The sequence below is a fragment of the Mannheimia massilioguelmaensis genome, assembly GCF_000940515.1.
In the GTDB taxonomy this organism is placed as follows: Bacteria; Pseudomonadota; Gammaproteobacteria; order Enterobacterales; family Pasteurellaceae; genus Basfia; species Basfia bettyae.
Window position 1 is genome coordinate 94,596 of record NZ_CDQL01000007.1, and the last position, 14,470, is coordinate 109,065.

11 protein-coding genes and 1 pseudogene are annotated in these 14,470 nt (G+C 36.2%); all 12 read left to right on the plus strand.

Annotated elements, in window-relative coordinates; all coding sequences use genetic code 11:
• The 12 genes and pseudogenes from BN1226_RS07085 (at position 1) to murE (ending at position 14,460) form a co-directional block, all read left to right on the plus strand.
• Complete coding sequence (locus BN1226_RS07085; RefSeq protein ID WP_044470604.1) at positions 1-861, plus strand: cysteine ABC transporter substrate-binding protein; 861 nt, start codon at positions 1-3, stop codon at positions 859-861.
• A 137-nt stretch (positions 862-998) separates the two neighbouring features.
• Positions 999-3,278 (plus strand): bifunctional glutamate--cysteine ligase GshA/glutathione synthetase GshB, encoded by a 2,280-nt coding sequence (gene gshAB, locus BN1226_RS07090; protein ID WP_044470605.1) that lies wholly within the window; start codon positions 999-1,001, stop codon positions 3,276-3,278.
• A gap of 160 nt (positions 3,279-3,438) precedes the next feature.
• Positions 3,439-4,569, plus strand: a complete 1,131-nt coding sequence (locus tag BN1226_RS07095; RefSeq protein WP_044470606.1) for a PhoH family protein — start codon at positions 3,439-3,441, stop codon at positions 4,567-4,569.
• 238 nt (positions 4,570-4,807) lie between these two features.
• On the plus strand, positions 4,808-5,275 hold the full coding sequence (ybeY, locus tag BN1226_RS07100) for an rRNA maturation RNase YbeY (protein ID WP_044470607.1): 468 nt from the start codon (positions 4,808-4,810) through the stop codon (positions 5,273-5,275).
• Positions 5,276-5,281: 6 nt separating this feature from the next.
• Positions 5,282-7,204: a tRNA(Met) cytidine acetyltransferase TmcA gene (locus BN1226_RS07105; protein ID WP_052506689.1), complete on the plus strand. Its 1,923-nt coding sequence runs from the start codon at positions 5,282-5,284 to the stop codon at positions 7,202-7,204.
• Positions 7,205-7,326: 122 nt separating this feature from the next.
• Positions 7,327-7,398: pseudogene (locus BN1226_RS10980) on the plus strand (DUF5363 domain-containing protein); the annotation flags it as partial.
• A 123-nt stretch (positions 7,399-7,521) separates the two neighbouring features.
• Positions 7,522-9,021 carry a carbon starvation CstA family protein gene (locus tag BN1226_RS07110; RefSeq protein ID WP_044470608.1) on the plus strand — a complete coding sequence of 500 codons (1,500 nt, stop codon included), beginning with the start codon at positions 7,522-7,524 and terminating at the stop codon, positions 9,019-9,021.
• A 225-nt stretch (positions 9,022-9,246) separates the two neighbouring features.
• A complete protein-coding gene (mraZ, locus tag BN1226_RS07115) occupies positions 9,247-9,705 on the plus strand; it encodes a division/cell wall cluster transcriptional repressor MraZ (RefSeq protein WP_044470609.1) in 459 nt (152 codons plus the stop codon).
• Between the two features lie 122 nt (positions 9,706-9,827).
• The gene (rsmH, locus tag BN1226_RS07120) at positions 9,828-10,796 is read left to right on the plus strand and encodes a 16S rRNA (cytosine(1402)-N(4))-methyltransferase RsmH (protein ID WP_044470610.1); all 969 of its coding nucleotides are present in this window, start codon (positions 9,828-9,830) and stop codon (positions 10,794-10,796) included.
• Positions 10,793-11,113, plus strand: a complete 321-nt coding sequence (gene ftsL / locus BN1226_RS07125) for a cell division protein FtsL (RefSeq protein ID WP_005761488.1) — start codon at positions 10,793-10,795, stop codon at positions 11,111-11,113. The genes rsmH and ftsL overlap by 4 nt, the downstream gene beginning before the upstream one ends.
• 15 nt (positions 11,114-11,128) lie before the next feature.
• On the plus strand, positions 11,129-12,976 hold the full coding sequence (gene ftsI, locus BN1226_RS07130) for a peptidoglycan glycosyltransferase FtsI (protein WP_044470611.1): 1,848 nt from the start codon (positions 11,129-11,131) through the stop codon (positions 12,974-12,976).
• Between the two features lie 17 nt (positions 12,977-12,993).
• On the plus strand, positions 12,994-14,460 hold the full coding sequence (gene murE / locus BN1226_RS07135) for a UDP-N-acetylmuramoyl-L-alanyl-D-glutamate--2,6-diaminopimelate ligase (RefSeq protein ID WP_044470612.1): 1,467 nt from the start codon (positions 12,994-12,996) through the stop codon (positions 14,458-14,460).
• Positions 14,461-14,470: the final 10 nt, after the last annotated feature.

Consider the following 14,470-nt stretch of genomic DNA (forward strand, 5'->3'; position numbering starts at 1 on the left):
ATGAAATTTTTCAAAAAAACGACCGCACTTTTAGCCACTGCATTATTAGCAACGACCTTAACTGCTTGTGATAATAAAAATGCAGGTGCTTCAGCATCCACAGATAAAACCACTTCAGCTATTGAACGTATCAAAAAAGCAGATAAAGTGCGTATTGGAGTATTTAGTGATAAGCCACCTTTTGGTTACGTAGATAAAGAGGGTAAAGTACAAGGTTTTGATGTAGAAATTGCTAAAGCGGTGACTAAAGATCTTTTAGGCGATGAAAACAAAGTGGAATTTGTGTTAGTGGAAGCTGCAAATCGTGCAGAATACTTATTATCAAATAAAGTCGATATTACGATGGCTAACTTCACTGTTACCCCAGAACGTAAAGAGGTGGTGAATTTTGCAAAACCTTACATGAAAGTGGCATTAGGCGTGGTTTCTAAAGCAGATTCACCTATTACCGATGTAGCACAGTTAGCAGATAAAACCTTATTATTAAATAAAGGGACTACTGCGGATACTTACTTCACAAAAAACTTTCCAAAGAATAAATCATTAAAATTTGAACAAAACACGGAAACATTCCAATCTTTGCTTGATGGTCGAGGAGAGGCATTAGCACATGACAATACTTTATTGTTTGCATGGGCAAAAGAAAATCCTGGCTATGTGGTGGCTATCAAAAATTTAGGCGATTTAGATTATATTGCTCCCGCAGTGAAAAAAGAAGATACGGATTTGCTTGAGTGGTTAGATACAGAAATTGAAAAATTAGCAAAAGATGGCACCTTAAATAAAGCTTACCAAAAAACATTACAACCTATTTATGGTGATAGCATTAATGAAGCCGATGTTATCGTAGAATATAAATAAGGCTGATAGTTAATTTCAAAAAGTGCGGTCTATTTAACCGCACTTTTTCTATGTGGTATATTTATTAAATTATGGTATGGTACTTAAGTTTAGCAGAATTTAGATTTTTCTGTTGTTATCTCATTTAAGGAATTGCAATGAATATTCAACAAATTATTAGAGAAAACCAACTCGGTTTATTATTCCAACAATGTACTGTGGGTATTGAAAAAGAAAGCCAACGTGTGCATGCCGATGGTTCAGTGGTGACGACAGCTCATCCAAAGACTTTCGGAAGCCGTTCTTTTCATCCTTATATTCAAACGGATTTTGCAGAAAGTCAGTTGGAATTAATTACTCCTCCAAATAAAAAGATCGAAGATACATTGCGTTGGCTATCCGCCATTCATGAGGTGGTGCTACGCACTTTACCTGAAGATGAATACATATTCCCCATGAGTATGCCAGCAGGATTACCTCCTGCAGATAAAATCAAAGTTGCACAATTAGAAAATCCAGCAGATGTGGCTTATCGTGAACATCTAGTGAATTCCTATGGGAAGGCTAAACAAATGGTAAGTGGCATTCACTACAACTTCCAACTGGATCCTAAATTAGTTGAAACCCTATTTAAAAATCAAAACACTTATAAAAGTGCGGTAGAATTTCAGAATAATTTATATTTGAAAATGGCGAGGAATTTTCTTCGTTATCAATGGATTTTAGTCTATTTATTATCAGCCACGCCTACTGTAGATGCAGATTATTTCCGTGATGGTTCGCCATTGAAAGCAGGACAATATGTACGTAGTTTGCGTTCAAGCCAATATGGTTATGTGAATGCCCCTGATATTATTGTTTCCTATGATAGTATCGAAAAATATGTAGAAACCCTTGAATATTGGGTGAATAGTGGACGTTTAATTGCTGAAAAAGAATTTTATTCAAATGTTCGTTTACGTGGTGCACAGAAAGCTCGTGATTTATTAAAAAATGGTATTCAATATCTCGAATTTAGATTATTCGATCTTAATCCATTTGCACCTTATGGTATGACACTCGAGGATGCAAAATTTATCCATAATTTCATTTTGTTCACTATTTGGTTAGAAGATGATCTTAATGAGCCAAATGTTGTGGAATTAGGTCGTTCAAGATTAGCGGAAGTCGCATTTGAAAATCCACTTTCAGAAACTAAATATCGCAATGAAGGGGAACAAATTGTTCAGCAATTAATCACTATGCTTGAAACTATTGGGGCTACAGTAGAGCAAATTGCTTATGCAAAAGGTAAATTAGCTCAGTTTGCACAGCCAAGTCAAACTCTTTGCGGTCGTTTAGTGGAAGCCATTGAAACCGCTGGCGGCTATCAACAATTTGGTGCGGAAATAGCACGTCGTAATAAAGCACAAGCCTTTGAACGTTTTTATGCCTTATCGGCCTTTGATAATATGGAACTTTCCACTCAAGCTTTAATGTTCGATGTGATTCAAAAAGGCATTCAAATGGAGATCTTAGATGAAAACGATCAGTTCTTGCGTTTGCAATTTGGCGATCATTTTGAATATGTAAAAAATGGCAATATGACCAGCCATGATAGCTATATTTCACCGCTCATTATGGAAAATAAAGTGGTGACAAAAAAGGTGTTGGCAAAAGCAGGTTTTAATGTGCCACAAAGTTTGGAATTTACTTCACTAGAACAAGCGGTGGCAAGTTATCCATTATTTGAAGGAAAAGCGGTGGTGATTAAACCAAAATCCACGAACTTCGGTTTGGGCATCAGCATTTTCCAACAAGGCGTGCATGACCGCGCAGATTTCGCTAAAGCCATTGAAATTGCCTTCCGTGAAGACAAAGAAGTGATGGTGGAAGATTATCTCTCAGGAACGGAATATCGCTTCTTTGTATTAGGTGATAAAACACTTGCTGTGTTGTTACGTGTGCCTGCAAATGTGATTGGTGACGGCAAATCAACGGTAAAACAATTAGTCGAAGCGAAAAATCGTCATCCATTACGTGGTGATGGTAGTCGTACGCCATTGAAAAAAATCGCCCTCGGTGATATTGAACAGCTACAACTCAAAGAGCAGGGTTTAACCGTTGATTCTATACCCGCTAAAGATCAACTGGTGCAACTACGTGCCAATTCAAATATCAGCACAGGTGGCGATAGCATTGATATGACTGATCAAATGCACGATAGCTATAAACAGCTCGCTGTAGGTATTACTAAAGCCATGGGGGCTGCGGTTTGTGGTGTAGATTTAATTATCCCAGATTTGAAAAAGCCCGCAGAAAATAACCTGCAATCTTGGGGGGTAATTGAAGCAAATTTCAATCCAATGATGATGATGCACATTTTCCCGTACAGTGGCAAATCACGCAGATTGACGCAAAATGTGTTGAAAATGTTGTTTCCTGAATTATCAATTTAGGGTTGTTATTTTTGCTTCGTTAATGCAAAGCAATCTCCAACGGTGTATAAATGATGTGATAGAAATTAAATTGATAAAATTTCTATCGCACTTTTTGTGTTAAAAGAGGCTATAATGACAATCATTAAAAGCAGATTTGATTATCAATTAGGATTTTATTTTGACAGAGTTAGATAAATATAAACAAGAATTCACCCTCAGTCCGCAAGATAACTATCGTTTGCAATCTCTTTGTGGTGCATTTGATGACAATCTTAAATTGATTGAAAGCGAATTTAATCTTGAGATTGCTCGTCGAAACTTTACTTTTACTATTCAATCGAAAGATAAACAGCAAAAATCATATCACGAGAAACTTATTCAAAGTGCGGTGAAATTAATCCAAAATTTATATGTAGAAACAGCACCAATAAAAGGCAAGATCAAAGAAATTGATCTGGAAAATGTTCATATGGCAATTCAAGAAAGTCGAATGTTAACGCAAGCTGTAGAGATAGATAATCTGTCAGATGTTTCTGAAGAGAGTAAAGTTTATACCACAACCATCAAAACCAAACGTGGGTTAATTAAACCGCGAGGTAAAAATCAAATTGAATATTTACATAATATTTTAACGCATGATATTAGCTTTGGTATTGGTCCTGCGGGAACGGGAAAAACCTTTCTTGCGGTAGCTGCTGCGGTAGAGGCTCTTGAACGCCAAGAAGTGCGTCGTATTTTATTAACTCGTCCTGCCGTTGAAGCTGGGGAAAAGCTCGGTTTCTTGCCTGGAGATCTTGGTTCTAAAATTGAACCTTATTTACGTCCATTATACGATGCCCTTTATGAAATGCTCGGTTTTGAACGAGTAGAGAAATTGATGGAACGCAATGTCATTGAAATTGCGCCATTGGCTTATATGCGAGGTCGCACGCTGAATGACAGTTTCATTATTCTTGATGAAAGCCAAAATACCACAGTAGAACAAATGAAAATGTTCCTAACCCGTATTGGTTTTAATTCCAAAGCGGTGATCACAGGCGACGTCACTCAAGTGGATTTATCACGTAGTCAAAAATCAGGCTTAAAACATGCTATAGAAGTATTATCTGAGGTGGATGATTTAAGTTTTAACTATTTTGATAGTAAAGATATTGTCCGTCATCCTGTCGTAGCAAAAGTGGTGCAAGCCTATGAAAAATGGGAAGCAGAAGACGAAGTCCGTAAGCAAAAACTTTCTGAACAACGTAGACAAGAAAGGGAAGAACAATTTAACATTTCCTCAGAATCTAATACAACAAAGCCGTATTAAGTGATACAAAATCAGCTGACTTAGATTCTAATGTCAATAACCTTTACCTTGCTGAAATGTCAGAGTAATTTAATATGTTAGGAAAGCTTGTATTGTTTAAACCTAGCAAGTTGGCAAGCTTTCTGTAAAGAAAATTTAATAAAAAAGAAGAATTCATTAACGTCAGGGTGATCTTTTGCCTTGCATAAAAAAGTCGATCGGCATAGAGAAAATCTGAGATAAATGAGAGAAGAAAAATATGAACAACGTCATTATCGATCTCCAAATCGCTAGCGAAAACCAAGATAATTTGCCAACCTTAGAACAATTTACTCAATGGTCAACTGCAGCTGTGCGTGCGGAAAACCTTGAGCCTGAAATCACAATTCGTATTGTAGATGAAGCAGAAAGTCACGATTTAAACCTAACATATCGTGGCAAAGATCGACCAACTAATGTGCTATCTTTCCCTTTTGAGTGTCCTGAAGAAGTGGAATTGCCATTGCTTGGTGATTTGGTGATTTGTCGCCAAGTGGTGGAGCGAGAAGCGAGTGAACAAGGCAAACCTTTGATCGCCCATTGGGCTCATATGGTGGTGCATGGCAGTTTGCATTTGTTAGGTTATGATCATATTGAAGATGATGAAGCGGAAGAAATGGAAAGCCTCGAAACTGAAATTATGACCCGTTTAGGCTTTGAAGATCCTTATTCTTACGATGAAATTTAATCGCCTATGCTTGCAAAACGTCAGATAAAACAGTTTAAAGGAGATAAATGTGATTTATCTTCCTTTGGTTTTTCTGCTGGTATTTGGCTCGCACTCAATTTTGATGAATCAGATTTGCTTACTGATTCAACCCAGCTACAAAGAATCCTTTTCTCAAAGAGCAAAAATCTATTAGGGCAAGAGTTCGATTTTATTCTGTATGATGCACGACAAGCTTTAAATCTTGATGCTTTAGCTATCGCAGTTGGTTGTTTAAAAGCTGGTGGTGTCTTATTACTTTGGTTGCCTCAATCACTTAATCAACGCATTGATCAAGATTCAATACGTTGGTCTGGCGATGAGAATGGAATAATTACCGCGGATTTTAATCAGCATTTTCAATCGCTTATACAAAATTTACCAGCGTTTCAAGCTTGCCCAAATGCATATCAGAAATTATCAGTAAATCATTTACAAGCCACCTCAGAACAACAAATTCTTCTTCAACAAATTCTTGCACAAAAAGCAGATTTGTTTGTGCTAACGGCTAAACGAGGAAGGGGAAAATCTGCTTTAGCGGGCTTACTCATTCAATCTTTACATCAACAGAATACAGCTCAACGTATTTTAGTTACTGCCCCGAATAAAAGTGCGGTAGAAAATTTAAAAATTTTCGCACAAGAAAAGATTGAATTTATTGCCCCAGACGAACTTTATCAGCAAGTTAAAGATAACCCTATACAATTTGCTGGAGACTGGTTAGTGGTGGACGAAGCTGCAATGATTCCATTGGATTTATTATTCCAATTTACCACAACTTTTAAGCATATCTTATTTAGCACGACCATTCATAGTTATGAAGGCACTGGGCGAGGCTTTTTGCTAAAATTTTTACCAAAATTAAACCGCACTTTTCAGCATGTTGAGTTATTTAAGCCTTTGCGTTGGCGGGAAGATGACCCATTAGAAGCCTTTATTGAGCAACTTTTATTATTAGATGCGGAAGCACATTTAATTTCACCTAAGTTAGCTCTGAAAAGTGCGGTAGAAATTCAGAAAATTTCTCAAACTGACTTAATTAAGCAAAAAGAAGCTTTTTATGGGCTATTAATGCTTGCTCATTATCGCACTTCCCCCTTAGATTTACGTCGTTTATTAGATGCTCCTCAGCAACAATTTTGGATTGCTAGTCAGCAACAACAACTTTTAGCTGGGGTGTGGGCAGTAGAAGAGGGTGGATTAACTGATGATGAACTTATTCACAAAATTTGCCTTGGTGAACGACGTCCTAAAGGTAATTTAGTTGCACAAAACTTAGCTTTTAATGGGAATTTACCTCAAGCTTGTAAATTGACCTCTTTGCGGATTTCAAGAATTGCAGTGCATCCAAATTGCCAGCATCAAGGTATTGGACAAACACTGGTAAATCATATTCTAAAGTCAATCAATGTAGATTTTGTTTCAGTAAGTTTTGGTTATACCAAAGAATTGATGAGATTTTGGAAAAAATTGGGATTTGAGCTCGTTCATATTAGTGATAAGAAAGAAGCAAGCAGTGGTTGTTACTCAGCAATTGCTATTCATGCATTAAGTTGCCAAGGTAAATATTTGTTAGAACAAGCATTAAATCATTTTCAACGAAATTTTCCTTTTACCGCTCATCCATTGATTGATCAGATTTCTATCAATATTGATAACCAATTGACTCACGAAGATCTCGCTATTTTACGAAATTTTGCTTTTTCTCACCGCACTTTATTTAATAGTAGTGGTGCAATACAACGTTTACTTGCTCAAGATAAACAGAAAAAATGTGCCTATTTATGGGAATATTTTGCTGGAAATAATAGTTCATCATCAATAGAGTGTAGTTCAAAAAAGGGACTAAAAAAATGTCGTGCAGAAGTTTCAACTTTGTTGCAAAATTATTTTGAAAAGTCGATTCACTAAAAATATTGGAGGTGTTTTTATGCAGCAATGTTCCGAGAAAATGAGTTGGTTTAAAAAAATGTTAAAAAAAATACACATATTTTTGTAAAGAATTCGGTTATGACAATACCGTCTGCAGAGGATGTGGAATCCCTGAAATTAAGGTGGATGCGAAAGGCGAGCTGATCAAAAATGAAGCACCAGATGAGAAATAATGTGATATCTATCACGATTTACAGATTTGGCTATCCTAATTTTTAATTTCTAATTTACTAACCACACATCGCCCCATACAATAAATTTGATTTTGTATAATTGATGATTAATGAGGCAATTTTATGTTGTGGTTTTTATTTTGTATTGCACTTTTATTACTAGGGTATTTTGTCTATGGTAAGTTCGTAGAGAAAGTTTTTGTTATTAATCCTAAACGTGAAACACCTGCTTATACTATGAAGGATGGTGTTGATTACGTTCCGATGAGTAAGAAAAAAATCTGGCTCATTCAATTATTGAATATTGCAGGAACTGGTCCTATTTTTGGTCCTATTTTAGGGGCTATGTATGGACCAGTTGCTATGTTATGGATCGTATTTGGTTGTGTTTTTGCGGGTGCTGTACATGATTATTTTTGTGGCATGTTAAGTATTCGTAATGGTGGGGCTAATATTCCTTTCTTAGCAGGCAAATATTTAGCTAAGCCTGCTAAACATGTGATGAATTTGATTGCTATCTTATTATTACTTTTAGTTGGGGTCGTATTTGTTGCGAGTCCAGCCTCATTATTAACTAATATTACTAGTGATTTAATGAATTCTGGTTCTGTTGGTGCTGCCGCAGTGAATGATGAATCGGGTGCTTCTAAAGGAACTTTATTAACCATTTGGACAACCATTATCTTTGTTTACTATATCATTGCAACATTGGTACCAATTGATAAAATTATTGGACGCATTTATCCATTCTTTGGTGCCTTATTAATGTTCATGACTTGTGGCATGTTATTCGGCTTATTCTTTGAAGGGATTCCATTCTTTAGAACCGTTGGCACAGATATTAGTTTTGCCGATTTCTTTACTAATATGCATCCAAAAGATATGCCAATATTCCCAATTTTATTTATTACCATTGCTTGTGGTGCTATTTCAGGTTTCCATGCAACACAATCTCCTCTAATGGCTCGTTGTACAGAGAATGAAGCCGAAGGTCGTTTTATTTTCTATGGAGCGATGATTGGTGAAGGCGTGATTGCCTTAATTTGGTGTATGGTTGGGTTAAGTTTTTATCAAGATCAAGGTGCTTTAGCTGAGGCGATTGCTGCGGGGACACCATCTAAAGTCGTTTATGATTCAGCCATTGGTATGTTAGGCATATTTGGCGGTATCTTAGCTGTATTAGGGGTTGTTGTATTACCTATTACATCTGGTGACACTGCGTTTCGTGCCGCACGTTTATTAATTGCAGATTTCTTTAAATATGATCAACGCAAAATTGCGAAACGTTTAACCATTGCTATTCCATTATTTGCGATTGGTTTCTTTGTTTCAACAATAGATTTCTCAATTTTATGGCGTTATTTTGGTTGGGCTAACCAAACAACTGCGATGTTTATGTTATGGACTGCATCAGCATACTTATTCCGTCATGGTAAATTCCATTGGGTAACGACCATTCCTGCAATTTTTATGACTATGGTTTGTTCAACATTCTTAGCTAATGCGAAGATTGGTTTTGGTTTAGAGTATGATATTTCTTTATGGGTTGGTGCTGTTATTACAGCTGTGGCAACTATCGCTTTCTTTGTTTTATTGAAGCCACTTCCTTCTGAAGAAGATTAATTAATTCACTTCTAAAAACCGCATTTTTTGTTTAACGCAGAAAGTGCGGTTTTTTTATGTTTAAATTTACCAATTCTTTACGTTTAATTGCTTGCAACTTAACCTAACACATATTAAACTTGTGAAGAAAGTGGTGAAAAGTGGAGTTTTGTGGTAAAAACTGGATTAAACGCCCCAAAATTTGCTTTTACGAGGATAATAGTGAATTAATTTAAAAGGAAACTTATGTTTCGTGGTGCGCAAGCGGTAAATCTTGATGCTAAGGGTAGAATTGCTATCCCTACCCGCTATCGCCCTGAGCTTCTTCAAGATAATCAAGGACAAATGGTTTGTACCGTAGATATTCGTCAACCTTGTTTATTGCTTTATCCTTTAAAAGAATGGGAAATTGTAGAACAAAAACTTTTAAATTTATCTAATTTTGATCCTAAACAACGTAGTTTACAACGTGTCATGCTTGGTTATGCAACAGAATGTGAACTTGATAATTCAGGCCGTATTTTATTAAGTCAACCTTTACGTCAACATGCAAAATTAGAAAAAAATATTATGTTAGTTGGTCAACTTAATAAATTTGAAATTTGGTCTGAAGCTGAGTGGCATGCTCAAATAGAACAAGATATGTCGTTAGGTTCTACTATGGAATTTGCAACGTCAGAAGAATTAAAAATGCTGTCATTATAATAAAGAAAGAATAATCTTTCTAAAAGAACAGCAGCACTAGCAAGGTCAGCGGTGTACTTAAGTACACCGCAATATCTCTTATCTAAATGTTATAATTTTATAATTTGTAATTAGGCACATTTATGAACGAACATCATACTTTTTCTTCTCCTGAACATATGACGGTTTTATTGCATGAAGCCGTTAACGGATTAGCATTGAAAGATAAAGGAATTTATATTGATGGTACGTTTGGTCGTGGTGGACATTCTCGCCTAATTCTTTCTCAACTGAGTGAAAATGGTCGTTTAATTGCCATTGATCGTGATCCTAGTGCGATTGTTGTAGCACAACAAATTGCGGACCCTCGTTTTCATATTGAACATCATAGCTTTTCTGCTATTTCTGAAATTTGTGAAAAATTAAATTTAGTCGGTAAGATTGATGGTATTTTGCTTGATCTTGGTGTGTCATCTCCACAGTTAGATGATGCGGAAAGAGGTTTTAGTTTTATGAAAGATGGGCCATTAGATATGCGTATGGATACATCTAAAGGATTATCTGCAGCACAATGGCTACAGCAAGTGTCAGAATCTGATTTAGCTTGGGTATTAAAAACCTTTGGTGAAGAACGCTTTGCTAAACGTATTGCACATTCTATAGTGACTTATAATAAAAATGCTCAACAAAATGCGACTAAACCATTAACTCGCACACTAGAATTGGCAGAATTAATTGCTCAATCCGTACCTTTTAAAGATAAACATAAACACCCAGCAACTCGTAGTTTTCAAGCAATTCGTATTTATATTAATGCTGAATTAGATGAATTAGAAAGTGTTCTTAAATCGGCTTTAACCGTACTTGCTCCACAAGGCCGTTTATCTATTATTAGTTTTCACTCTTTGGAAGATAGAATGGTAAAACATTTTATGCGTAAGCAAAGTAAGGGTGAGGATGTGCCTAAAGGATTACCTTTAAGAGAAGATCAAATTAATCGCCATCAAACTTTAAAAGTGATTGGTAAATCTATTCAACCTAGTGATGAAGAAATTAAACTAAATCCTCGTGCTAGAAGTGCGGTATTACGTGTGGCGGAGAGAATATTATGATTTCAAATAGTGAAAGATATCCGCTACAAAATATTATTATTGATGACCTTTTTTCATCAAATAAAGTTGTACTATGTTTGCTTATGGCTATTGTGGTAACTGCTGTAAGTACCATATGGATAACTCATCAAACTCGAGCATTAGTATCGGAAAAAGGAGAACTTGTATTTGAAAAACAAGCATTAGAAAATGAGTATTTGAATTTAAAGTTAGAAGAAACCACACAAAGTGATAATACTCGTATTGAGGCTATTGCTACAGTGAAATTAGGAATGAAGCACGTTGATAGTGAACAAGAAGTTATCATTTTAGAATAATAGATATGATCAATCATGGTTAAATTTAATCAAGTAAACAAACCTTTACCTAAATCGAATAAAGTTGTGAAAAAACAACCTGCGATTGCAGTAAAACCGAATAAACCTAAAATCATTTATGAAACGAGTTTTTTAAAAGGTCGTTATCGTTGGATATTAGGTTTAGTTTGTCTTGGTTTATTCGCATTAATTTCTCGAGCGGCATACGTGCAAATTGTCAATGTTGATGCATTAACTGATGAAGCAGATAAACGTTCATTACGTACTCAGGAAATTCAATCTGTTCGTGGTTCTATTTTAGATCGTAATGGACAGTTATTATCAGTTAGTGTGCCAATGCATTCTGTGGTTGCAGATCCTAAATTTGTTATTGATGAAAATTCCTTAGAAGATAAAGAGCGTTGGAAAGCATTAGCGGATACTATTGGTCTTTCTTATAAAGAGCTGGTTAATCGCATTGAGAAAAATCCTCGTTCTCGCTTTGAATATTTAGCACGCCAAGTTACTCCAAGTGCGGCTGAATATGTTAAAAAATTAAAAATTACTGGTGTGGTATTAAAGAGTGATTCTCGACGTTTTTATCCTCGTGCTGAAGAAACTGCCCACTTGTTAGGTTTTACAGATATAGATAATAATGGTATTGAAGGTATTGAAAAAAGTTTTAATTCATTATTAGTGGGTAAATCAGGTTCTCGGACTTATCGTAAAGATAAATACGGTAATATTGTAGAAGATATTTCTGATGTAAAAAAATATGATGCTCATGATGTTGTATTAAGTATTGATGAAAAACTTCAATCGATGGTTTATCGTGAAATCAAAAAAGCGGTAGCTGAAAATAAAGCTGAATCAGGTACCGCAGTCTTAGTTGATGTTCGAACTGGTGAAGTACTGGCAATGGTTAATGCACCTTCTTATAATCCTAATAAACGTAATGGCGTTGCTGAAGATTTAATGCGGAACCGTGCTGTCACGGATACATTTGAGCCTGGTTCAACAATCAAACCTTTTGTTGTTTTAACCGCTCTTCAACGTGGTGCAGTACGCCGCAATGAAGTCATTAATACGGGGCCATTAATCTTAAATGGTCATGAAATCAAGGATGTTGCGCCTCGAGATCAACAAACTTTGGATCAAATTCTAGAAAATTCATCTAACCGAGGTGTAAGTCGCTTGGCATTGCGCATGCCGCCTTCTGCCTTGATGGAAACTTACCAAAATGCAGGATTAGGTAAATCTACAGATTTAGGTTTAGGGGGAGAACAAGCAGGCTTTTTAAATGCGAACCGTAAACGTTGGTCTGATATTGAACGAGCGAATGTTGCTTATGGTTATGGTATCAATGCAACACCATTACAAATTGCTCGTGCTTATGTTACATTAGGCAGCTTTGGCATTTATCGCCCACTTTCCATTACTAAAGTTGATCCTCCTGTTATTGGTAATCGTGTTTTTTCTGAAAAAATTACACGTGATGTTGTAAATATGATGGAAAAAGTAGCGATTAAGAATAAACGTGCATTAGTTGATGGCTATCGCGTCGCGATTAAAACAGGTACAGCAAAAAAACTAGAGAAAGGCCGTTATGTGGATAAATACATGGCTTATACTGCGGGCATTGCTCCTGTTACAGATCCTCGTTTTGCATTAGTTATTCTGATTAATGATCCAAAGGCTGGACAATATTATGGTGGTGCGGTTTCTGCCCCTGTATTTTCAAATATTATGGGTTACGCATTGAGAGCAAGTAATGTTACACCCGATGGTACGCCTACCACAGAGAAGGGAACGGCTAGAATGATTCGTTTAAATGAGAATAAATTGAGCCAACAGTTAACTGATAAGGCAGAAAAAACTAATTAATTATAAGAGATAAAATTATGCGAAAACTGACCGCACTTTTCAATTTGGGGAGTCAATTCGAAGATATTGAATTGAATGAGATGACATTAGACAGCCGTGCAGTGAAGTGTGGCTGTCTTTTCGTTGCAATCAAAGGTCATGCGGTGGATGGTCGCCAATTTATTTCTCAAGCGATTAATGCAGGGGCAAGTGCGGTTTTGATGGAATGTGATAATATCAATGAGCATTTAACCGTTTCAATGCAACAAAATGCCCCTGTTATCGCCTATTATGAATTATCTAAACATTTATCTCAGATTGCAGATGTCTTTTATCAACAGCCATCACAACACTTAGCCTTAGTGGGCGTGACTGGCACAAATGGCAAAACCACTATCGCCCAATTATTGGCGCAATGGACTCAATTATTAGGTCATACCACTGCGGTTATGGGCACTATTGGCAATGGATTATTTGGACATGTTAAACCTGCAACAAATACCACGGGTTCTGCCATTGAAATTCAATCTTCCTTAGCCAATTTTGTTAAGCAAGGTGCGGATTTTGCTGCTATTGAAGTATCTTCACATGGATTGGTTCAACATCGAGTTGAGGCATTGCATTTTGCGGCTGGTATTTTTACTAATCTTAGCCGTGATCATCTTGATTATCATCATACTATGGAAAATTATGCATTAGCCAAAAAACGCTTATTTAGCGAATTGGTGTGTAAAAAACAAATTATTAATGTGGATGATAAAGTCGGTGCTAATTGGTTAATTGATTTACCAGATGCTGTAGCAGTCAGTTGTCATCCTAATTATCAACCAAATGTAAAAAATTGGCTAAAAGCGACCGCAGTTTCATTTAATAATCAAGGCGCAACCATTGAATTTGATTCAAGTTGGGGTAATGGAAAAATTGAAAGCCATCTTATTGGTGCATTTAATGTTAGTAATCTATTGCTCGTATTAGCTACATTGTTAGCCCTTGATTATCCATTAACTGGTTTATTAAAAACCGTTTCTCAATTAACAGGGGTTTGTGGACGCATGGAAATGATTCATGCTCCACATAAACCAACGGTAATTGTAGATTATGCACATACGCCGGATGCGCTTGAAAAAGCATTACAAGCCGCACGTGTTCATTGTCATGGTAAATTATGGTGTATTTTTGGCTGTGGGGGCGATCGTGATACGGGTAAACGTCCAATTATGGCACAAATTGCCGAACAGTTTGCTGATGTCGTCATTGCAACCGATGATAATCCTCGGACAGAAGATCATCATAAAATTATGCAAGATATTATTGTTGGCTTTAAACAGCCTGAGCAGATTAAAGTAATTCATGACCGTGAGCAAGCGATTAAGACTGCAGTGCAAAGTGCGGTAGAAAATGATGTTATTTTGATTGCTGGTAAAGGTCATGAAGATTATCAAATTATTGGTACGACAAAGCATCATTTTTCAGATCAAGAAATAGCAAAACGGTATCTAAATTAAATTTTTCTAA

Coding starts and splice junctions, on each gene's coding strand:
- BN1226_RS07085 (WP_044470604.1), top strand. CDS start 1: ATGAAATTTTTCAAAAAAACGACCGCACTTTTAGCCACTGCATTATTA.
- gshAB (WP_044470605.1), top strand. CDS start 999: ATGAATATTCAACAAATTATTAGAGAAAACCAACTCGGTTTATTATTC.
- ybeY (WP_044470607.1), top strand. CDS start 4,808: ATGAACAACGTCATTATCGATCTCCAAATCGCTAGCGAAAACCAAGAT.
- BN1226_RS07105 (WP_052506689.1), top strand. CDS start 5,282: ATGCTTGCAAAACGTCAGATAAAACAGTTTAAAGGAGATAAATGTGAT.
- BN1226_RS07110 (WP_044470608.1), top strand. CDS start 7,522: ATGTTGTGGTTTTTATTTTGTATTGCACTTTTATTACTAGGGTATTTT.
- mraZ (WP_044470609.1), top strand. CDS start 9,247: ATGTTTCGTGGTGCGCAAGCGGTAAATCTTGATGCTAAGGGTAGAATT.
- rsmH (WP_044470610.1), top strand. CDS start 9,828: ATGAACGAACATCATACTTTTTCTTCTCCTGAACATATGACGGTTTTA.
- ftsL (WP_005761488.1), top strand. CDS start 10,793: ATGATTTCAAATAGTGAAAGATATCCGCTACAAAATATTATTATTGAT.
- ftsI (WP_044470611.1), top strand. CDS start 11,129: ATGGTTAAATTTAATCAAGTAAACAAACCTTTACCTAAATCGAATAAA.
- murE (WP_044470612.1), top strand. CDS start 12,994: ATGCGAAAACTGACCGCACTTTTCAATTTGGGGAGTCAATTCGAAGAT.